17 protein-coding genes and 1 pseudogene are annotated in these 21,137 nt (G+C 68.1%); 11 read left to right on the forward strand and 7 right to left on the reverse strand.

The features are described 5' to 3' along the window. Positions 1 to 286: 286 nt before the first annotated feature. A complete protein-coding gene (locus ABT130_RS36040) occupies positions 287 to 1,456 on the reverse strand; it encodes a hypothetical protein (RefSeq protein ID WP_350963269.1) in 1,170 nt (389 codons plus the stop codon). 561 nt (positions 1,457 to 2,017) lie between these two features. Then, complete coding sequence (locus tag ABT130_RS36045; RefSeq protein WP_350963271.1) at positions 2,018 to 3,754, reverse strand: recombinase family protein; 1,737 nt, start codon at positions 3,752 to 3,754, stop codon at positions 2,018 to 2,020. A gap of 398 nt (positions 3,755 to 4,152) precedes the next feature. On the opposite strand from ABT130_RS36045, the gene ABT130_RS36050 reads away from it, so the two are divergent. Next, positions 4,153 to 5,022, forward strand: coding sequence for a DUF4394 domain-containing protein (locus tag ABT130_RS36050; RefSeq protein ID WP_350929818.1), 870 nt, complete (start codon positions 4,153 to 4,155; stop codon positions 5,020 to 5,022). Positions 5,023 to 5,447: 425 nt separating this feature from the next. Next, positions 5,448 to 6,998 (forward strand): hypothetical protein, encoded by a 1,551-nt coding sequence (locus ABT130_RS36055; RefSeq protein WP_350963273.1) that lies wholly within the window; start codon positions 5,448 to 5,450, stop codon positions 6,996 to 6,998. Positions 6,999 to 7,007: 9 nt separating this feature from the next. Here the strand turns inward: ABT130_RS36055 and ABT130_RS36060 are convergent, their stop codons facing one another. After that, complete coding sequence (locus tag ABT130_RS36060) at positions 7,008 to 9,260, reverse strand: rhamnogalacturonan lyase family protein (protein WP_350963275.1); 2,253 nt, start codon at positions 9,258 to 9,260, stop codon at positions 7,008 to 7,010. 449 nt (positions 9,261 to 9,709) lie between these two features. Then, positions 9,710 to 9,892 (reverse strand): type II toxin-antitoxin system Phd/YefM family antitoxin, encoded by a 183-nt coding sequence (locus ABT130_RS36065; protein ID WP_350929815.1) that lies wholly within the window; start codon positions 9,890 to 9,892, stop codon positions 9,710 to 9,712. 24 nt (positions 9,893 to 9,916) lie between these two features. Here ABT130_RS36065 and ABT130_RS36070 point away from each other — a divergent pair, with 24 nt between their 5' ends. From ABT130_RS36070 to ABT130_RS36090, 5 genes are all read left to right on the forward strand, one after another. After that, positions 9,917 to 11,056, forward strand: a complete 1,140-nt coding sequence (locus ABT130_RS36070; protein ID WP_350963278.1) for an RNA-guided endonuclease InsQ/TnpB family protein — start codon at positions 9,917 to 9,919, stop codon at positions 11,054 to 11,056. 173 nt (positions 11,057 to 11,229) lie between these two features. Then, positions 11,230 to 11,616, forward strand: coding sequence for a VOC family protein (locus ABT130_RS36075; RefSeq protein WP_350963281.1), 387 nt, complete (start codon positions 11,230 to 11,232; stop codon positions 11,614 to 11,616). A gap of 265 nt (positions 11,617 to 11,881) precedes the next feature. Then, entirely contained in the window at positions 11,882 to 12,550 is a 669-nt protein-coding gene (locus ABT130_RS36080) for a HEAT repeat domain-containing protein (protein ID WP_451935109.1), read from the forward strand. 6 nt (positions 12,551 to 12,556) lie between these two features. After that, entirely contained in the window at positions 12,557 to 13,561 is a 1,005-nt protein-coding gene (locus ABT130_RS36085; RefSeq protein ID WP_350963283.1) for a HEAT repeat domain-containing protein, read from the forward strand. Positions 13,562 to 13,899: 338 nt separating this feature from the next. Beyond that, positions 13,900 to 14,637 (forward strand): sulfite exporter TauE/SafE family protein, encoded by a 738-nt coding sequence (locus ABT130_RS36090; RefSeq protein WP_350963286.1) that lies wholly within the window; start codon positions 13,900 to 13,902, stop codon positions 14,635 to 14,637. A gap of 227 nt (positions 14,638 to 14,864) precedes the next feature. On the opposite strand, the gene ABT130_RS36095 is transcribed toward ABT130_RS36090, so the two are convergent. The 3 genes from ABT130_RS36095 to ABT130_RS36105 form a co-directional block, all read right to left on the reverse strand. Beyond that, complete coding sequence (locus ABT130_RS36095; RefSeq protein ID WP_350963288.1) at positions 14,865 to 15,614, reverse strand: SDR family oxidoreductase; 750 nt, start codon at positions 15,612 to 15,614, stop codon at positions 14,865 to 14,867. A gap of 16 nt (positions 15,615 to 15,630) precedes the next feature. After that, positions 15,631 to 16,098, reverse strand: a complete 468-nt coding sequence (locus ABT130_RS36100) for an erythromycin esterase family protein (RefSeq protein ID WP_350963291.1) — start codon at positions 16,096 to 16,098, stop codon at positions 15,631 to 15,633. 413 nt (positions 16,099 to 16,511) lie between these two features. Next, complete coding sequence (locus ABT130_RS36105; RefSeq protein ID WP_350963294.1) at positions 16,512 to 17,036, reverse strand: nitroreductase/quinone reductase family protein; 525 nt, start codon at positions 17,034 to 17,036, stop codon at positions 16,512 to 16,514. A gap of 162 nt (positions 17,037 to 17,198) precedes the next feature. Between ABT130_RS36105 and ABT130_RS36110 the strand changes: the two genes are divergently transcribed. The 4 genes and pseudogenes from ABT130_RS36110 to ABT130_RS36125 all read left to right on the forward strand — a co-directional run. Further along, positions 17,199 to 17,855 (forward strand): TetR/AcrR family transcriptional regulator, encoded by a 657-nt coding sequence (locus tag ABT130_RS36110; RefSeq protein WP_350929807.1) that lies wholly within the window; start codon positions 17,199 to 17,201, stop codon positions 17,853 to 17,855. A gap of 126 nt (positions 17,856 to 17,981) precedes the next feature. Then, on the forward strand, positions 17,982 to 18,224 hold the full coding sequence (locus ABT130_RS36115) for a hypothetical protein (protein ID WP_350963296.1): 243 nt from the start codon (positions 17,982 to 17,984) through the stop codon (positions 18,222 to 18,224). A gap of 302 nt (positions 18,225 to 18,526) precedes the next feature. Continuing rightward, complete coding sequence (locus tag ABT130_RS36120) at positions 18,527 to 20,917, forward strand: ATP-binding cassette domain-containing protein (RefSeq protein WP_350963300.1); 2,391 nt, start codon at positions 18,527 to 18,529, stop codon at positions 20,915 to 20,917. 102 nt (positions 20,918 to 21,019) lie between these two features. Beyond that, a pseudogene (locus ABT130_RS36125) lies at positions 21,020 to 21,137 on the forward strand (AraC family transcriptional regulator); the annotation flags it as partial.

The following is a 21,137-nucleotide window of genomic DNA, read 5'->3' on the forward strand; positions in this document are numbered from 1 at the left end:
GTCTCCGGGGGTGTTTGCGCTGGTAGGAGGTTTGCGATCTTGCGTGGTACTCCTCTGATCATATCAGTTCACCAGACCGATATATACCTTCAAGGAACCAGCAAGATCACTGCAGGTGAAGCGCTGAAACGCTCTCTAAGGAAGCGTGACGCGCGCACGACCGATCACGCCTGACGCATCCTGAAACACTCTCTCCGTACAACTGAGACGCGCACACATAACGCGAAAAGAGAACGCAAACGCGCTCCGACGCGTCGGACGCATCGAAGCGCGCCAACCCGAATAGTCACGACGCGGATCGTCGCGCCCGGTTGATCTGCGTGCCGATCTCCGCGCAGGCGCCGCAGGGGTAACCGGACGGCAGCACGTGGTCTTCGCAGGCCAGGTGCGGACAGTCGTAGCCGCGCCGAACCACGGTCAGGGCAGCAGCGACAGGACGACGGACCTCACGACCACGCCAGTGGGGCAGGCGACGATGGATGCGGGCTTTCATGTCCCCGACGGTGCGGCCGGCGCTCATCTCGTCCTCGATGGCGCTTGTGACCCTTTCGATTTCCACAGCGGTCATGCGGGCCTGCCAGTCGAGAGGGAGCAGGGCCATGACGCTCGGCGCGCCCTTGGGTCTGGGCTCGGCCTGTCGAGGGGCTGCACGCACTCCCCCTTCGTTGATCTTCCTCTCGGCGTCAGCCGTACGCGCGTTCACGCGTACGGCGAGGTAGTCGCCTACGGCGAGAGGAGAAAGATCGTCCTCTGAGGGTGTGTTCTTTGAGGGTGAATCCTCTGAAGGTGTCTCATATGGAGTCGACAGATTTGCAAGGGGGTGACTCGTCAGATCTGCGAGGGGGTGAGTAGACAGATCTGCAAGGGGTGCCTCCCCAGATTCGCAAGGGGTCACCTCCTCGCCCTCTCCTCGTTCGGTAACTCCCACCAGGTCCTTGTAGTAGATGACGCGCACATGCATCCACCGCCCCGAGGTCCGCCGCACCACCGCCCACCCAGCCATTTCCAGCTCGTGTAGGCGACGGCGCGCGGTGTCGGCCGAGCCGCTCAGCCACTCCCCCAGGCGGGCAACGGTCAGGTCGTGCCCTTGCAGGTCGAGACGGTCGACCAGGACGGCGTAGGTGCGCCAGGTGTCCGGCGACACCGACCCTTCAGGCCGCCCCGTTCCAGCATGGACAAGGTCCAGCGTCCAGGCGGGCACCGCGGCGTAGGGTGCGCCGGTTTCGCGGGGCCGGCCGAGCACACGGTGAAGTGCTGAGCGTTTGCGGCCACGCACCTCGCGGACGAGCCACAGCCCGCTGGCCGTTTTGGTGAGGAGCTGAGTGCGGGCGCGATCGAGTGTGCGTTCGGTGGTGCCGAGGTGCTCGGCACTCCATGAGCGTCGCGCGCGTGCAGGCTTCCGGCCGCCGAGCAGATCGGGGGCTTCGAGAGTTTCGTACAGGCACCAGACGGCCACGGCGAGGCCGCTGTGGTCGGGGCTGTACAGCAGGGCGCGGGGGATCTGGAAGTGGCTGCTTGCCGCAGTGTCGTGATTCCGGGGAACGTCTAGCCAGCGCGCTGATCCGTCAATTTTTGGGCGCGAAAGGCTCGACGCTTGGCGAGGTGATATTGTCGGCTCCAAGTACGTTGAGGCGTTCCCACCGCTCGATCAGCTCGCACGGCGGCCAAACCTAGGAGCCGATCACGAGGGGTAGGTAATGCCGAGGGCGATGTTGTGTCCGGCGCTCCCCGATCTGGGGGGCGCTTTTTGCTTTCGGGCGGCTCCTGGGGGTGGAGTTGCTAGATGCGGGTCGGGGCTGTCGAAGCGGGCGCGCCACGCAAGACCGAATCCCCGTGACGCGATTGACGCAGTTGACGCACTATTTACACCTTATCGCGTCAGGTCTGCACATTCGAGACACGCGAAGAAGATCAACAAGTGTAACAAAATGTCACAAAAGCGATACTCTACGTGTTGGTAATGGACGTCAACGCCGCCCCACTTACCTCAACGCCTCATACGCTGACCGAACCGCGATTACTCAAAGATGGTCAACGCCTCCGCCGGAACCCGCTTTTTATTGCGACTCCTAGCGGCAGCCTTTTCCCTCTTGCACTGTCGGCAGTGGCGGCCCTTCACCGACCCCTCGTAGGACTCATCATCGTCATACGGGTGCCCATTTTTGCAATGCGTAGCATCACCCCTGGTGGGCAGCATTTTCTGCCGCGTCTCCCCCCACTTCGAGTGCAGCACCACCCACGCCGTACGTTGGTCCTTCCGGAAAAGCTCCACCTTCGACACGAACGCCATCAAAGTCGCGTTCTTCTCCTCGACGGTGAGAGTCGGCCACTCCCGCTCAAGCCCCACCATGACATCCACGTAATCCGCCGGATTCACAGCAGAAGGGGGGTCGATCAACTCGGCCAAAGCGGCATCGATCGTGTCACGTTCCTCAATCAGCCGATCGCGTGAACGAATGTAGGCATCCTCGGGAAGGACACCCCGAGATACCAGGTCCGTCTGCCGGTCCAAGTCACGATCAACACGCTCCCGCTCACGCTGAAGCCGCTCTACCTCCTGCTCCCGCTGCCCCTTCGGCTTACGCGGTCCCGCTATGGCGGCCTGCTGGGCGGCCGCTTCGATCTCGGGCCCCCACTCGCCGATGATGTCGAGCACTACGGCTTCAACAACGTCAACGTAAGCGAATCGCGTACCACACGGGACATCCTCTCGCCGTGCACGCCACCCGCAGATGTACCCCTGCCTGGCGTTCGGCCTGGACACGTGCATTCCCCCCTGGCAATATCCGCACTTGATCAGACCTGACAGCGGATAAACCGCTTGCCGAGATCTTCGTGGAAGTGCGGCCTTAGCAGCTGTGAAATCCAGATACGCCGACCATGTTTCATGGTCGATCACAGCTTCATGCGCGCCAGGAAAATATGTCCGCTTAAAGCAGCGGCTCGGCCTTCCACACATGCATTCAATGTCATGAACTCCAATGAAACCGGCCGCGAAGCCGCTATTCATCGTCCGACGCAATGCGCTATCTTTCCAACGCCCACCAATAAGCGTGAGGATGCCGCGCTTGTGGAGGGACTCGGTGAGCGGGTAGTACCCCCTGCCTGAAAGAAAAGACAGGAACAGTTCTTCCAGTAAGTCCGGCACCCCACTTTGCCAATCCGGCTCGTAGCGCTCCTGGCCATCGGCAGGATTCGCAATGGTTCTGTCCGCATACAACGGGTGCCGCTGACGACCCCTGCGCACGTAACCGAAGTACTCGCCGCCCAGCGGGGGCAGGCCACGCAGTAGACGGTTCTGGAAAGCCTCCGCCCACTGCTCGCCGGCGCGGTCGGACTCGAAGGCGGCGATCTCCATCAGCATCCCGCGCGTCAGCTTGCCTACCGCAGTGCTGGCGTCCACTTCTTCGGTGGCGGAGATGAGCTGTCCGCCTGCGGACTCGACCCGCACGAGGTTGAGCTGGTTGCCCGCGCGGTTACGCCCGAACCGGCTGTACTTCCAAACGAAGATCGCCTTGACGTCGCCCAGCTCGACGGCGGAGATGGCGCCCATGATCTTGCGCTGAAATGTCCGGCCGGACACGTCGAGGTCTTCGATCCAGGCGACGATGCGGTAGCCGAGTCGGGCGGCACATCCTTCAATCGCGGCGCGTTGGATCGCTGGGGAGATCTGCTCCTCGCGGAGCATGGAGACGCGGATGTAGCCGATGGCTGGGAGCAGGACACGGCCAGGGGAGACGGGGAGGACAAGCACGCCGGAACGTTACATGTTGTCCAAAGGTGCGTTCGAGCACGGCCTCCAGCACGCTGCCGGGAGTGGGGGACGCCGGAGGGGTGTTCATGGCGGGTATTGTGCCGCAGCCGACCTTCGGCTCCAAGCCGGGCTCACCCGGCGACGGCTGCCCCGGGCGGCCGGTCTCGGATTCGCCCCCACCCCCGCCCGCCTCGTGTACCGGGACCGCCGGATGCGAGGTTTCGCCGGTTTCGCCGGGCCCGGTACACGGGCGGGCGAGGTGAATCGCGGACACGCCGGTGTCTCCTCCCCTCTTCGCGAGCCAGACGGGCACCGTGTGTGATGGAGTCTCTCCGATCCGTAACGGCTTTGCCGCCGAAGTCCGGGGCTCACGGCACCCGGCTGCGAAGGAGAGGCACATGCGAAGGACACTCACCGCCCTGATGATGGTGCTGGGCACGGTGGCGACGGCCGGCGCCGCGGCCCCGCCGGCCGCCGGTCGGCCCGGCATCGACGTCATCGGGCTGACCGGCGACCAGCGTCTGGTGGGCTTTGCGATCCGCTCCCCCGGCCGCACGCGTGATCTGGGCAGGATCCGCGGGCTCGACGGCGACACCCGGCTGGTGGGCATCGACTACCGCGTGCAGAACGGCAGACTGTACGGCGTCGGAGACCGGGGCGGCGTCTACACGCTCAGCGGCCCGGCCAAGGCGGTCAAGGTCTCCCAGCTGACCGTGGCGCTGAGGGGCTACCACTTCGGTGTCGACTTCAGTCCCGCGGCCAACCGGCTGCGTGTGATCAGCGACACCGGGCAGAACCTGCGGCACAACCTCGACGACCCCACGGGCGGCCCGGCCGCCGGGCAGACCGTGGCCGACCGTACGCTGACCCTCCCGCCCGTCCCGCCTGCCGTGGTGGGAACGGTCGCGACCGGTGTGTCGGGTGCCGGATACACCAACAACGACCTCAGCCCGGACACCGCCACGACGCTCTTCGGCGTGAACACCGTCACCGGCCAGGTGAGCCTGCAGTCGCCCGCGGGGGCGGGCACCCTGGTGCAGACCGGCAGCCTGCGGGTGGCCGCGAGCGGCGCGGCGGGCTTCGACGTCTACAGCTCGCTGCGCGACGGGGTCACCGTCTCCAACAGCGCCTTCGCCGCGCTGAAGGTCGCCGGCCGCTACGGGTTCTACGGCATCAACCTGCTCACCGGCGCCGTCAACTACAACTACGGCGCCTTTCCCGCCAACCGCCAGGTCTTCGACATCGCCATCCGGCTCGACCGTGGCTGAGGACGGCCGAGGTCACTCGCGGTGACCTGTGCGGGCGCGAGGGCCGGTCGGTCGAGGACGCGGGTGTGTTCGGCGTCCGGGAACTCCTCATGGCGCAGCGGCCGGCCGAGCCGGGGCGCCGCGGCGGCGAGGTCACGGGGGCCTCGCACCGGCACCGTGCTGTCGTCGCTCTGGCCGCCGGCGGGTTGTCGATCGCCTTGAGCCGGTCGAAGTCCACGCCCGCCCGCCGGTTGACGAACGGCTCCGCCACCGGTGCCTGGAGCACACCGTGCGGACGCAGGGCCGTTGCCGGGCCGGGGTCCCCGGCGGCGCGGACGGTTTCCGCGATCTTGGGTCTTCCCAGCGCCGCATCGGGACGGTATGACGGGGAGGCGCCGTATGCCGGGGGTGGGACGGCCGGTGGACGTCACGACGGGGAGGCCGGCATGACCGTACAGGTGATCATCGAGGCGATCGGCCGGGCGGAGCTTGCCGCCGAGCGGGTACGCGAAGTGGCCGCGGCGCACCCCGCCGTGCGCGAGCAGCTGCGGGTCGCCGACGCCGCAGGGCTGATCGTGGGCCCGGCGGTGGCGCTCGGCCACGATCCAGATGAGAGCGCCTCGTTTCGGGCAGCGGTGTTCGATCCGGTCTCCAACCGGGGGGTCGAGCTGCGCGGCACTCTGGACCGGCCCGAGGGGGCGCAGGTGCTGCCCAGTGCCTACCGGCCCAACCCGCGCCCCGAGGAGCTGCGGGCCGCGGCGGCGATCCTGCGGGCCGAGGAGCGCTTCCCCGCCGGAGACGACGTGCTGATCTACCAGCCCATGCCGCCCCTGGCCGATCTGGACAACCCCGACGGCACCACCACCCGCCGCCCCACCCTGGGCATCTACCACCCCTCGGGGGAGACCAGGCACCGCATCGTGGCCGTGGACATCGCCGCCGGCGACGTCGACTGGTCCCCCGCCGGTGTCAGTGTCGCGATGCACCCCGGCGACTGTGAGTCGCACCTGCCGGTGGGGGTGGAGAGCCTGCGCGACCGGGGCGGCCCCGACCAGGTGCGGCTGCGCGTCGTCGACGGCGGCACCGAGCTGTGGAGCATGGTCGTGGTGCGGCCCCGGGCCTCCTCGCCGGCCGACCCCGGCGACGGCTCCGGGGTCGAGCTGAGGCAGGTGCGCTACCGGGGCAGGCTCGTGCTGCGCCAGGCGCACGTGCCGATCCTCAACGTCCAGTACGAGGAGGACGGCGTCACCTACCGCGACTGGCAGAACCAGGAGACCCGTTTCTCCGCCACCGGCACCGACCCGGTGGGCTGGGGGTGGCGGATCTGCTCGGAGCCTCCGCGCACCATCTTGGAGCGGGGCGACAACGACGCCGGCAACTTCCAGGGCGTGGCCTTCCATCACACGGGCGGTGAGCTGCGCATCGTCAGCGAGCTGGCGGCCGGCTGGTACCGCTACGCCTCGGAGTGGCGCCTGAGCGACGAGGGCACGATCAGGCCGCGCTTCGGCTTCGCCGGGGTGCGCAACCCGCGTACCTGCATGCGCCACCGCCACCACGTCTACTGGCGTTTCGACTTCGACGTGGAGGGCTCGGCCAACGACGTGATCGAGCAGTTCGACGACACCGGCTCGACCGTGCCCCAGCCGGTGACGATCGTGCGGGAGGTCGCCAGAAGAAGGCGTCCTCCCGCACTGTTCTGGCAGGTCACCGACAAGACCAGCGGCCGGGGGTGGCGCATACACCCCGGTGAGCACGACAACACCGCAGACCCCTACGGTGTCGCCGACCTGTGGTTCCTGCGCCACCACCCGGCCGAGCTCTACGACGGCAACCCCGGCTCCGACAACCGGGCGATGCTGAACCGCTTCGTCAACGGCGAGAGCGTCAGCGCCACCAACGTCGTCGTCTGGTACGCCGGGCACTTTCGGCACGACCAGAACGAACCCGACCTCCATCAGGGGCACGTCGTCGGTCCCGATCTGGTCCCGATCCTTTGAGCCCTTCCCTCAGCGCACGTAGACGTTGGGCCTGGGCGGGGCCGACATGCCCGAGCCGATGAAGAAGCTCGGATGCGGCGGCTGGTTGTAGGCGGTGTTCTGCCAGGCGATCGCGGTCCGGTACTGGGTGTCGTGCATCAGGGTGTGGATCCGCCGGTCGGTGACGGCGGTGGTGGTGTAGATCCGCAGCGCGGTGTTGTCGGAGGTGGCCCAGATGACCTCCTCGCGCCAGTCGCCCAGCAGGTCACCCGAGAGTGCCGGGGTGGCCTTGGTGCCGTTGTTGGCGTGCACCCCGCCGGCGGTCAGCAGGCGGGTCTCACCGCTCGTGCCGTACTTGTCGATCCTGGTGGCGTCCAGCAGCTCCCGTACCGGGTCGGCGTCCCACCAGACCAGAAAGTTCGTCGAGGAGGGTTTGCGGCCCACGATCTGGCCGGAGGTGTTGAAGATGCCCTCCCCGCCGGAGGCCGACCACGACTCGGCCCCGGCGCTGCCGGACCAGATGTCGGCCGACACGCCCCGGCCGTTGTCGCCGGCCGAGCCGGTCTGCCACAGGATCTGCCCGGTGCGGGCGTCGGCCATCCACGAGCTGGGCTTGGAGGCATCCTCGTCGACCTTGAACACCTCCAGGCCGCTCCTTGCCGGGTTGAGATCGCCGACGTGCAACGCGTCCCCGTGGCCGAGGCCGGTGTTCCACAGGACCGTGCCGTTGTCGTTGAGGGTCATCGCCCCGTAGACGATCTCATCCTTGCCGTCGGCGTCGACGTCGGCGACCGAGAGCTGGTGGTTGCCCTGCCCGGTGTAGGCCGATCCCGCGCTGTTGGAGTCGAACTTCCAGCGCTGGGTCAGCGAGCCGTTACGGAAGTCCCAGGCCACCACGACGGTACGGGTGTAGTAGCCGCGGGCCATGATCAGGCTCGGCCGGGTGCCATCCAGGTAGGCGGTCCCGGCCAGGAACCGGTCGACCCGGTTGCCGTAGGAGTCACCCCAGGCCGAGACCGTGCCGCGGGGCGGGTCGTAGTTGACCGTGGACAGCGCCGCGCCGTTCTGCCCGTTGAACATGGTCAGGTACTCGGGGCCGGACAGGATGTATCCGGAGGAGTTGCGGTAGTCGGCGGAGGAGCTGCCGATCACGGTGCCGGTGCCGTCCACCGTGCCGTCGGCGGTCTTCATCGCGACCTCGGCCCGGCCGTCACCGTCGTAGTCGTAGACCTGGAACTGTGTGTAGTGCGCGCCCGCGCGGATGTTGCGCCCGAGGTTGATGCGCCACATCCGTCCGCCTCCCAGCCGGTAGGCGTCGATGTAGACGTTGCCGGTGTAGCCGGACTGGGAGTTGTCCTTGGCGTTGGTGGGCTCCCACTTGAGGATCACCTCGTGGCGGCCGTCGCCGTCGAGGTCGCCCACGCTGGCGTCGTTGGCGGCGTAGGTGTAGGCGACGCCGTCGGGTGTGGTCCCGCCGGAGGGGGGCTGGATCGCCACGTCGAGGTAGTCGCCGCCGGAAAAGCGCAGGGAGGATTCGGAGGCGGCCTGCTCGGTGCCGCCGGCCACCGCTCGCACGGTGTAGGAGGCGTCGGCCGCGGCGCCGGAGTCGAAGTAGTTGGTGGAGGCGGTGATGGGCGAGGCGTTCACCTTGGTCGAGCCTCGGTAGAGGTTGAAGGCCACGTCCGCCGGGTCGGTGCCCAGCAGGCGCCAGGCGACGAAGTTGCCGCTGCCGGAGCGGGCGCTGATCAGCCCGCGGTCGAGGTCCTCGACCTGCCGGGCGCCGGCGGACGGAGTGGGGGTCACCGTGGGGGTCACCGTGGGAGTGGGAGTCGGGGTGACCGTCGAGGTCGGGCCGGTCGAGCCGGTGCAGGCGACGCCGTTGAGCGTGAACACCGCCGGCGCCGGGTTGGCGGAGTTGTTCCAGGAGGCGTTGAAACCAAAGGAGACGGTGGCGCCGGTGGCGATCGCGGCGTTGTAGCCGGCGTCGGTGGCGCTCACCTGGGTGCCGCTCTGGGTGACGGTGGAGTTCCAGGCCTGGGTCACCTGCTGCCCGGCGGTGAAACTCCAGTTCAGGGTCCAGCCGTTGACCGGGTCGCCGAGGTTGGTGAGCGCCACGTTGCCGGTGAAGCCTCCCGACCACTGGGTGGACACCGAGTAGTCGACGCGGCAGCCGGCCGCCGCGGCCTGGGCGACCAGGACCGGAGCCAGGCTCGCGGCGAGCGCGAGCGCGGCCGCCGAGCAGATCACGCGCAGGCGGCGCGGGGGTGGTGATGATCGGGACATGCTCTCCCCTTGTGGTTGAGCGGATACGGGTTCGGAAAGCGCTTTCAGAACCTTCATCACATACCGAAAATCCCCTCCCGGAGCCATCGGGGATGCCGTGGCCTCGGTGCTCAAAGAGGTCCCGGCGCCCGGCGCATCCCTTTCCACCTGCGGCTACCAGGCGCCGGCGAGACGCGGTCCGGCGCCCCTGTGCCCGGTGGCGACTGAAACTTTCACCTGCGCCCGCCCGTGGAGCCCGATACGCCTGCGGGAATTCACGACGCGTGCTCATAGGCTCTGTGCGGGGCGAGCGCACGGGCCGTACAGCCGTCCGAAACGCACACCACGCGCGGCTTACCTCGCTGTCGGACACTGCGACTAGCGTGTGGCCTTTGGCGGACCCGCTACCGAACTGCGGGCCAGTGCTCCGGCCTTCAGGCCGGGGGTGAAGGCCCGCGCGGGAGTGCCGGCTAAGGCGCGAGCGTGCCCTGACCTTCGGTGTTTTGCTGCTGCTCCCACCATGCGTAGGGCACCAGGACGGCGAAGGGCCGGCCGTTGCGTTCGACGATGGTGTGTTCGCCAAGGTAATGGGCGGCGTTGGCGCGGTCGCCGATGTGTTCACGGATCGCGCGGATTCCCATACGCTCAGTCATAGATCGAACAGTACAATGATTACCGTGCAGCTTCGTTACAACTACCGGGTGTACCCGGACGCCGCCCAGCGCCAGGCGCTGGCGCGGGCGTTCGGGTGCGCCCGCGTGGTGTTCAACGACGGGCTGCGCGTCCGCCAGGAGGCCCACGAGAACGGTTTGCCGTACATCGGCGACGCCGACCTGTCCAAGCGGGTCATCACCCAGGCCAAGCAGACCCCGGAGCGGGCATGGCTGGGCGGGGTCTCGGCGGTGCTGCTCCAGCAGGCGCTCGCGGACCTGAACACCGCCTACCGCAACTTCTTCGCCTCCCTGTCCGGCAAGCGCAAGGGCCGCAAGGTCGCCGTGCCCCGGTTTCGGTCCCGCAAGGACAACCGCCAGACGATCCGGTTCACCAAGAACGCCCGCTTCACGATTACGACGGGTGGGAAACTACGGCTGCCGAAGATCGGGGATGTACTGGTCCGCTGGTCACGCTCCCTGCCCGCCGACCCGTCCTCGGTCACGGTGATCAAGGACAGTGCGGGCCGGTATTTCGCCTCGTTCGTGGTCGAGACCACCACCGAGGCGCTGCCCGACTCGCCGAACGAGGTGGGCATCGATCTGGGGCTGACCCACTTCGCGGTCACCTCCGACGGCAAGAAGATCGACAACCCGCGTATCCTGCGGCGCGCGGCCAAGAAGCTCCGCAAGGCACAGAAGGCGCTGAGCCGCAGACAGAAGGGTTCAGCCAACCGGGTCAAGGCCAAACTGAAGGTCACTAAGGCGCACGCCAGGGTGACCGACACCCGCCGCGACTGGGCACACAAGCTCTCCACCACGCTGATCCGCGACAACCAAGCGATCTATGTGGAGGACCTCGCCGTGTCCGGACTGGCCCGCACCCGCCTGGCCAAGAGCGTGCACGACGCCGGGTGGTCACAGTTCGTCGCGATGTTGGAGTACAAAGCCGCCCGATATGGGCGAACGTTCGTCAAGATCGACCGCTGGTTTCCCAGCTCGAAACTGTGCTCGGCGTGCGGAACCGTCGCCGACTCCATGCCGCTGAAGGTCCGGTCATGGGTGTGCGCCTGCGGCGCCGTCCACGACCGTGATGTCAACGCGGCCATCAACATCCTGACCGAAGGACAAAGAATCGTCGCCGCTGGACGGAAACCTCCCCGCTGAAAAGCGGGGAGGAGGCGGAGACGTTAAACGCCCGTGGAGGCCAGGTAAGACCACCGCTCGCGGTGGCACAGGCCGATGAAGCAGGAAGCCTCAGAGGTGCCGCGTGACGCGGCACGGGCTGAATCTCCGGCCTTCGGGCCGGAGAGCGCGTCAATTGACCGGGAGGTCCTGGCATGGCCAGTAAGTTCACCGACCTTGCGATCGACTGTGCCGATCCCAACGGTCTCGCCCGGTTCTGGTGCTCGGTCCTTGGCTACGAGGTGCAAGACGAAGACGATGGAATTGTCACAATCGGCTCCCCTGTGGTGCCTGAAGGCGAGAACCGCCTTGGCCCAGTGCCACCGACGTTGACATTCGCGCGCGTGCCCGAGGGCAAGACCGTCAAGAACAGGCTCCACCTCGACGTCAACCCAACCGACAGGGAGCAAGACGAAGAGGTCCGTCGCCTGCTCGACCTGGGTGCTCGACACGCCGACGTCGGCCAAGGCGATGAGAGCTGGGTCGTACTTGCCGACCCGGAGGGGAACGAGTTCTGCGTCCTTGCGGGCCGCCGCCCCTGATCGGAGGCCGCGCGCCGCGCCATGCACTGTACGGTCGAAGCAAACGATCTTGCGGATGCGGTGATCGACTGTGCCGGGGGCGGGGAGGACGCCGAAGGCTGGGTGCCTGTGTCACAACTCGTGATCCGTGACGTCACGCATGTCTCAGCCGACTTGACAGGCATCGAACCCGGTGTACAGAGGGTGCCTGATGATCTCGCGGCGTGACCCCGCTTGACCTTGACACAGTGACAAGGTCTTCACTGTGGCCAAGGAGGTGGTCCCGATGACCATGCAGAAACAGGACACGGATACGATCCGAGCTTTCCAGGGGCTGGAGGACAGCCGCTCGTCAGTGCGGCTGCGGGCAGCGCTAGCGGCCGGCACGACCCCTGACCCGCGGTTCATCGACAGGCTCATCGAACGATGCGCGATCGAACCCGACTTCTACGTGCGCGACATGCTTACCTGGGCACTCACCCGCCACCCGGCATCGATGACGGTCCCAGAGCTTCTCAACGAAGTCCGCTCGGAGCGTGCGCAGGCACGAAGTCAGGCGTTGCACACGCTGTCCAAGATCGGGGATCGGCAGGCGTGGCCGGCGATCACACGGGCGCTTCTGTCCGACGCCGACGATGAGGTGGCGCGGAGCGCTTGGCGGGCAGCGGTCGTGCTCGTGCCCGAAGGCGAAGAGCCCGAGTTGGCCGCAGTGTTGTCGACACAGCTCGGCCGCGGCGAACGTGAGACGCAGCTGAGCCTCAGCCGGGCGCTGATCGCGCTCGGTGAGGTGATTGTGCCAACTCTGCGCGCTGCGATGACGGATCTCGACCCGCGCGTGCGCGCGCACGCGATCGCCACGGAACGGCTGTTGCGCGACCCGGATGCCGGATTCGAGTTCGCGATCGAGGAGGCCAAGCGCGTGGTAGCCCTCGGCAGTACCAGCAAGGAGGGGTGATGGGCCGTGTTGATCGGTGATGTGGCACGACGGTCCGGGGTCAGCGCCCGCATGCTCAGGCATTACGACTCGCTCGGCCTGGTGCGGCCAACGGGTCGTAGCGGCGCAGGCTATCGGGAGTACTCCAGCGAGGACGTTCGGCGGATCTTTCATATCGAGAGCCTGCGGTCCTTGGGGTTGTCGCTGCGTGAAGTCGGGCGCGCGCTCGATGATCCCGGCTTCACGCCCTCAGAGCTCGTCGACGACCTCATCCGCCAGACGCGAGAACGCATCGCGGCTGAGACGGAGTTGCTCACGCGCCTGCGCCGGATCGACGCCGTAGAACCCGCCGGCTGGGAGGACGTCCTCCAGATCGTCGCACTCCTGCAGGCGCTGGGATCAAAGAGCGCCGGGAAGCGCCAGCGCGCGGCCTTGTCCTCGGTCGACGAGGCGCCGATGCCCGTGGAAGCGCTGGTCGAGGCAGCGCTGAGCGAGACGGACCCGAACGTCGCCGGAGCCCTTCGATGGGCTTTGGCGCGGTCGGGCGATGACGGCTTGGCGCTGCTGGCGGAGGGCCTCGGCTCACCGGTGGCCGAGGTGCGCAGACGTGCCGTCCAGTCCATCGTCGAGATTCCGAACGGTGAGGCGACCGCACTGCTGCAGGACGCCCTCGCGAACCCCGACATCGTGGTCCGCAGGTATGCGGCTCTGGCGCTCGGGGCACGTGGAGCGGCCGAGGCGATCCCGACGCTCATCGAGGTCGTCGTCGAGGGGACGAATGACGTCGATGCAGCCGATGCACTGAGCGCGCTGGCGAGTCGTCCCGAGTTGACGGATCAGATCGCCACCAGGCTCGTTGATCGCCTCACCCACGGCACCGTTGAACCGTCTGCACGTCGACGGCTGACACAGGCGCTCGCGGATATCCCGGGAATCACAGCGTCACGTGCCCTCGCGGATCTGACACATGACAAAGACCGTGCCGTTGCGCTTACCGCGACCTACATTCTCGGGATACGCGACGCACGATAACGGATCTTTCCTGGGGCGCTGTGTGCGTGGGCCGACGTGCACGGCCCGGAACGCCATCGGCCCCCTCTGAACGACAATCAGCTCAGAGCGTTGCGGCCACCACTGACAGTCGAGACCGCCGAATTCGGACGGCCAGCCGGAAGCCGACAGCCACTCCCCCGGGGCGAGCGGAGGCCGCGGCCCACCCGGCGGACGCGACCGGAAGGCTTGCGTGACCGGTACCGGCCATCCAGACGGGGTGCCGGCCGAAGACTCTATCGGCCGGCGCATCATGTACCGTCGCCTCTGACCTCTCACATCCGGTACGCCCCCTTCGTGCCCTGTTTCCGGCGAGGCCGATGCTCTCCCTCGACGCCGTCCAGTGGGTGGTGCTGTCGGCCGCCCTGTTCCTTGTGGGCTTCTCCAAGACCGGCGTCTCCGGAGCGGGGACGGTGGCGATCGCCCTGTTCGCGCTCGTGCTGCCGACCAGGCAGTCCACGGGCATGCTGCTGCCGCTACTGCTCGTCGGCGACGTGGCCGCGGTGTTCTCCTACCGCCGCCATGCCGACTGGCCCAGGCTGATCAGGCTCTTTCCGTGGGTCGCCCTGGGCGTGGTCGCCGGCGCGTTCGTGCTGCGCTGGGTCGACGACGCGCAGATGAGACGGCTGATCGGCGTGATCCTGGTGGTGATCGTCGTCGTGCACCTGTGGAACCGGCGCCGGGCGCAGGAGGACTCCCTCGCCCACCATCGCCCCGTGGCGGCCCTGGCGGGCGTCCTGGCCGGCTTCGCCACCATGACGGCCAACGCCGCGGGGCCCATCATGGCCGTCTATCTCCTGGCGGCGGGCCTGCCGATGCTGGGTTTCCTGGGGACCAGCGCGTGGTTCTTCCTGACGATCAACGCCTTCAAGGTGCCGTTCAGCGTCGCGCTCGGTCTGATCACCCCGGCCACCCTCCTGTTCGCCGCACTGGGCACCCCCGCGGTGCTGGCCGGGGCCGCGGCCGGGCGTGCCGTGATCGGCCGGATCGACCGGACGCTCTTCGAACGCATCACGCTGGGGCTCACCCTGCTCGCCGCGGTGCGCCTGCTGCTCTGACGCCCCGGATGACGCTTGGATCAGTGCCCGCTGGGAAGCGGCCGGTGCCGATGGCCTGCCGCACTACACCCACCAGAGCGCCATCACCAACCCGCAGCTGGGCGACCAGGCCTGGTGTTTGACCGTTTCGACCAATGCTGTCATCACGTGGACCACGGAGCACCACTCGCCGGCGGCAGGAGGACCGTCTGGGCGTTCACATGGGTGGGGCGGTCCGTCGTGACCCGTCATAGCAGGGTTCCTCCTGAGGCGTCCAGCCAGTGCCCGGTCACCCAGCGGCTGTCGTCGGAGGCCAGGAAGGCCACCGCGTCGGCGACGTCCCCGGGGGTGCCCACGCGGCCCAGGGGCGACAGCGACGACAGCCAGGCCAGCGCGTCCCCGACGAGCCTGCCCTGGTGCATGTCGGTGTCGATGACGCCGGGCGCCACGGTGTTGACGGTGATCGCGCGCGGTCCGAGCTGTTTGGCCAGCGTCGAGGTGAGCACGTCGAGCGCGCCCTTGGACATGGCGTAGCTGATGGACTGGGGCATGGCCGAGCCGCGGGTCAGCATCGTGGAGATGTTGATGATCCGGCCGCCGTCGTGCAGCCGCGGCAGCGCGAGCTTGGTGACGAAGAACGGGGCGGTGGTGTTGACGGCGAAGATCCGCTCGAACTGCTGCCTGGTCACGTGCTCGATGCCGGGCTCGTCGTTGAGGATGCCCGCGTTGTTGACCAGGATGTCCACTCCGTCGGCGCGCGCGTCGAAGGCGGCCCAGAGGTGTTCGGCGTCGCCGGGCGTGCCCAGTTCGGCCTGCAAGGTGAAGGCCTGCCCGCCTGCCGCCTCGATCGCGGCGACCGTTTCCTTGGCGGCTTGCTCGTTGCCGCCGTAATGGACGGCGACGCGGGCGCCGTCGCGGGCCAGGCGCAGGGCGATGGCCCGGCCGATTCCCCTGCTCGCGCCGGTGACGAGGGCGGTCTTGCCGTGGAGAGTGTTCATGGCGCCTCCTGCTTTGTCAGATGGAGATGAGGTGAACGGGGGTCACCCGCCGGTGATGTGCGACGAGGTCGAACCAGCCGCCGAACGTTCCGCCGGACGGGTGTTCTGCGGGGTCTTGGGCGAGGCCGATCAGCCGGGTTCTGGCCGGGGCCTGCAGCCAGGCGCGTACCGGTTCAGGGCCGGACGTGCGCAGGTCGAGCAGGAACGCGTCCAGTCCGGCGGCGTTCAACGGCGTCTCGGCGAAGTCCGCCGGCGGGCTGGGTACCGATTGGGGCAGCGCGCCGCAGGTGAAGGTCGGGCCGATGGACAGGTAGCCGGGCCCGAAGCGCGCACGCAGGTGGCCACCCAGATGGCCGGGAGAGTTGATCGTGCGTCGAAGCGCCCACAGCCACGATGGTGGCCCCGGCGGCCATGTCCCGTAGCGGCCCCAGATCGTCGAGGGGGGCCTGGGGATCCAGCGTGGCCAGTGGGCGAGTTGATCCACTGAGCTACGGTCTCGTTCGCTGCAAGCTGGAGGGGCTCTTCGGGCACGACGGTTTCTCCGCTGGTCACAAGGGATATGCGGCGTCCTTCGGACGCCCCGGCAGAACCAGGCTCGTTGTTGAACCAAGGTTTAAGTCAAGCCAGGCTGGCCGTATGCCGGATTCCGAGGCGATCGTCACGGAGCCGACCAGATGACGCGCACGGCCTGCACGAGCGAGTGCTCTGGCGGATGACCTACGAAACCGCCGCGCGCGAAGGAGATCCTCACCCTGAACGTGGAAGACCTGGACACCGAGTGCCGCGCACGCGGGGGAATCCTCGGTGCGCCTCCTCCCCCTACGAGGCTCACGCACCACATGCCGGGTCGGTTCTGGGCTCCGGTGCGGCATGGGTGGCGCGCGGGATGGGGCAGGGCTATCGGCCAGAACCGGGCGGGGGCGCCGACCGGTCGGGCGTGATGCGGAAGACCGGGTACTGCGCGGCGATCTGCTCGAACTCCTCCAGCGGTGCCTGCGGGTGCACCGGGATGTGGGTGCGGCCTCCCGGCGAGCGGGCCAGGTAGCGGCGCAGGATGGGTGCACGGGCTCCGGGATCGACTTCGTCCAGGCGCACCGCCTCGCTGCGGCCGTGCCGCAGCACCGCCCGCCCTTCGGCCGCGCGGACGTTGTGCACCCAGTTGGTGTTCTGGCCGAGCATCGCCACCAGGTAGCGCTCGCCCTGGTGGTCCGCGACGACCAGCGGGAAGGATATGACGCGGCCGGTACGCCGGCCCGGCACCTGCAGGGTCACCATCCGGTCCGGCTGCAGCATCCCGGCCGCGAACACGGTGGCCCAGACCCGGTTGATCGCCCGCGCCAGGCGGTTGGGCCGACCGCCGCGATACAGCCAGTGGTCCAAGCGGTGCAGGCGTGTGGGTGCGGCTCTCTCGTCGTGGCTCATGTCTGGTGCCCCTTTGTGGATCTGGTCTTGCCGGGATGACCGCGATGTGTGTCTCCCAGCGGAAACGGCCGCCTAATCAGCTACCGACCTGCCCTGTACATCGTTCATGAACGCTGTACATGTACGTTGATTAGGAGATCCTGTGCCGCGTATAGTTGTCAAGTGGCTCCCGAGAAACTGACCCGCCAGGCCGTCATTGAGCAGGCGTTGAAGCTCGCCGACACCGACGGGCTTCAGGCGGTGACCATCCGCCGGCTCGCCGCCGAGCTCGGCGTCACGCCGACGGCGCTGTACTGGCATGTCAAGAACAAGGACGAGCTGCTCTCCGCGCTCGCCGACCACCTGCTCGCGGCGCTCGTCGCCGACGTGGACCCGAACCGCCCCTGGAGCCGGCGCCTGCGCGTGATGATCACTGCGCTGGTGGAGCAGACTCGCGCGCACCCATACCTGTCCACCCTGCTGCCGATGATCGACAAGAGTGCGGCCGAGGAATACCGCCGGGCCACTGACACCGCGATCGGGCTGCTCACCGAGGCCGGGTTCACGCTCCAGGAAGCCGACCAGGTGGCCACCTACCTGCTCCTGGGGGCCGCGGCGATGGTGTCCTGCCAGCCCGGCGGCGTGGGAGGCAACGAGGAGGAGGCCACCGAGCTCAGGCGGCAACATCGCCTCGACCTGGAACGCCTGCCTCCCGGTCGTTACCCCCACCTGGCCGCCTTCGCCGCCACCCTCTCCACTCCCCCTGACCTTGACGCCTACTACTCCTTCGGCATCGACCTCCTGCTGTCCGCGGTGAAGGCCATGGCCCCGAACGGATGAGGGGTTTTCCGGCCTTCGCCACCCTCCAGGCCGCCCGGTGACCGCACCCGCTCACGAGATCGGCCACATCGGCCTCGCCCCGGTACCCGGCCTGAGGGTCTGTCGGGAGTTCGGATCTTCAGCTCGATGGAGGCGAGCTCCTGCGCGGCCGTGACCGGGCGGCGCAAGGCGGGCAGCGGCGTCGCCGTGCCGAGCGTGACGCGCTCGGTCGCCGACGCGAGGGCGGCGAGCATGGCCGGCGACAGGTCCGGCACCTACCGGCACCACGCGGCGCGCGCGACGGCGGGGATGCCGCCGTGCGTGGCGGAACAGGTGACCAGACCGATCAGGAATCGAGAAGCGCGGGTCATGGAGCCGCAACTAGCCTGACCGCCATGGACATCACCATTCACGCGAGCCTCCTCTCGCACTACGGCCCGGATGCCTCCCCGGCCTTTGGGGCCGGGCCACGCCCGCGACGTGTCCATGATCGAGATCGGCGCGCTGCCGCGGGGGCGGGGTGACCGGTTCGTCGCGCCCCCGGCCGACACGCTGATCAGGTGGACAGCGGACCGTTGCCGCGACCGCGCCGACGAAGGAGAACCAGACATACTGCTCAAAGCTAGTCAGATCAAGCCAGGCGACGCCGATGGGGACCGTGAAGGCGACCCCGCTTAACAGATGGAGACATGATGAGTATGGCCACGAGGACGGACACGCAGTCGCCTGCGCCGCACACTGCCGACAGCCATGATCTGATCCGCGTGCAGGGCGCGCGCGGGAACAACCTCAAGGACGTCAGCATCGAGATCCCGAAGCGCCGGCTGACGGTGTTCACCGGCGTCTCCGGCTCGGGCAAGAGCTCGCTGGTGTTCGGCACGATCGCCGCGGAGTCGCAGCGGCTGATCAACGAGACCTATAGCGCCTTCGTGCAGGGCTTCATGCCGACGCTGGCACGGCCCGAGGTCGACGTTCTCGAAGGACTGACGACCGCGATCATCGTCGACCAGGAGCGGATGGGGGCCAACCCCCGCTCCACGGTCGGCACCGTCACCGACGCCAACGCGATGCTGCGCATCCTGTTCAGCCGGCTCGGCCGGCCGCACATCGGCTCGCCCCAGGCCTTCTCCTTCAACGTCGCCTCCATCAGTGGAGCGGGTGCGGTCTCGTTCGAGCGCGGCGGGAAGAGTGTGAAGGAGCGGCGCGACTTCAGCATCACCGGCGGCATGTGCCCGCGCTGCGAGGGCATGGGCCGGGTCACCGACATCGACCTGTCCCAGCTCTATGACGACTCCAAGTCGCTCAACGAGGGTGCGCTCACGATCCCCGGCTACAGCATGGACGGCTGGTACGGCCGGATCTTCAGCGGCTGCGGCTTCTTCGACCCCGACAAGCCGATCCGCGAGTACACCAAGACCGAGCTCCACGACCTGGTCTACAAGGAGCCGACCAAGATCAAGGTCGACGGCATCAACCTGACGTACGAGGGCCTGGTCCCGAAGATCCAGAAGTCGATGCTGTCCAAGGACAAGGAGGCGCTGCAGTCGCACGTCCGGGCCTTTGTGGAGCGGGCGGTGACGTTCACCTCCTGTCCCGAGTGCGGCGGCACCCGGCTCAGCGAGGCGGCCCGGTCCTCCAAGATCAAGGGGATCAGCATCGCCGACGTCTGCTCGATGCAGATCAGCGACCTGGCCGACTGGGTGCGCGGTCTGGACGAGCCGTCGTTGGCGCCGCTGCTCATCGCGCTGCAGCAGTCCCTCGACTCCTTCGTGGAGATCGGGCTGGGCTACCTGTCGCTCGAGCGGCCGTCGAGCACACTGTCGGGCGGCGAGGCACAGCGCGTCAAGATGATCCGCCACCTCGGCTCCGCGCTCACCGACACCACCTATGTCTTCGACGAGCCCACCATCGGCCTGCACCCCCATGACATCCAGCGGATGAACGACCTGCTGCTGCGGCTGCGGGACAAGGGCAACACGGTGCTCGTCGTGGAGCACAAGCCGGAGACGATCGTGATCGCCGACCACGTCGTCGACCTCGGCCCCGGCGCCGGTACGGCGGGCGGCACCGTCTGCTTCGAGGGCACCGTCGAGGGGCTGCGGGCCAGCGGCACCCTCACCGGCCGCCATTTCGACGACCGGGCCGTCGTCAAGGAGAAGGTGCGCAAGCCCACCGGCAAGCTGGAGATCCGCGGCGCGACGGCGAACAACCTGCGCGACGTCGACGTCGACATCCCGCTCGGGGTGCTCGCCGTCGTCACCGGCGTCGCCGGCTCCGGCAAGAGCTCGCTCGTGCACGGGTCGATCCCCGGCCGCGCGGGGGTGGTCTCGATCGACCAGGGCGTGATCCGCGGCTCGCGACGGAGCAACCCGGCGACCTACACCGGACTGCTCGACCCGATCCGCAAGGCGTTCGCGAAGGCCAACGGCGTGAAGCCGGCGCTGTTCAGCGCCAACTCCGAGGGCGCCTGCCCCACCTGCAAGGGTGCCGGCGTCATCTACACCGACCTGGCGATGATGGCCGGTGTCGCCACCACCTGCGAGGAGTGCGAGGGCAAGCGGTTCCAGGCATCGGTGCTGGACCACCACCTCGGCGGTCGCGACATCAGCGAGGTCCTCGCGATGTCGGTGACCGAGGCCGAGGACTTCTTCGGCGCCGGCGAGGCGCGCACGCCGGCCGCGCACGCCATCCTCGGCCGGCTCGCCGACGTCGGGCTCGGCTACCTCAGCCTCGGCCAGCCGCTCACCACGCTGTCCGGCGGCGAGCGGCAGCGGCTCAAGCTGGCCACCCACATGGCCGAGAAGGGCGGCGTCTACGTCCTCGACGAGCCGACCACGGGCCTGCACCTCGCCGACGTCGAGCAGCTGCTCGGCCTGCTCGACCGGCTCGTCGACTCCGGCAAGTCGGTCATCGTCGTCGAGCACCACCAGGCGGTCATGGCGCACGCCGACTGGATCATCGACCTCGGCCCCGGCGCCGGCCACGACGGCGGCCGGATCGTCTTCGAGGGCACCCCCGCCGACCTCGTCGCCGCCCGATCCACCCTCACCGGCGAGCACCTCGCGGCCTACGTGGGCACCTGACCGAGGCCCTCGCGGACACCGTGAGACGACTTCTCTCATCTGTTTCGACTCGTCCCGACCGGTAAAGGGGCCTGTTCAACCTTCACAGTCGTATGTGGCACGATCTCACAGGTGACCAGCAGACCCGCCGCGGCGCAGCGCCTGAGCGACCTCGCGCGACTGCGCCGCGTCCGCGACCGGATCGACCGGGAGTACGCGCAGCCGCTGAACGTCGAGGCGC

The sequence above is a fragment of the Streptosporangium sp. NPDC001681 genome, from assembly GCF_040298085.1.
Taxonomy (GTDB): domain Bacteria; phylum Actinomycetota; class Actinomycetes; order Streptosporangiales; family Streptosporangiaceae; genus Streptosporangium.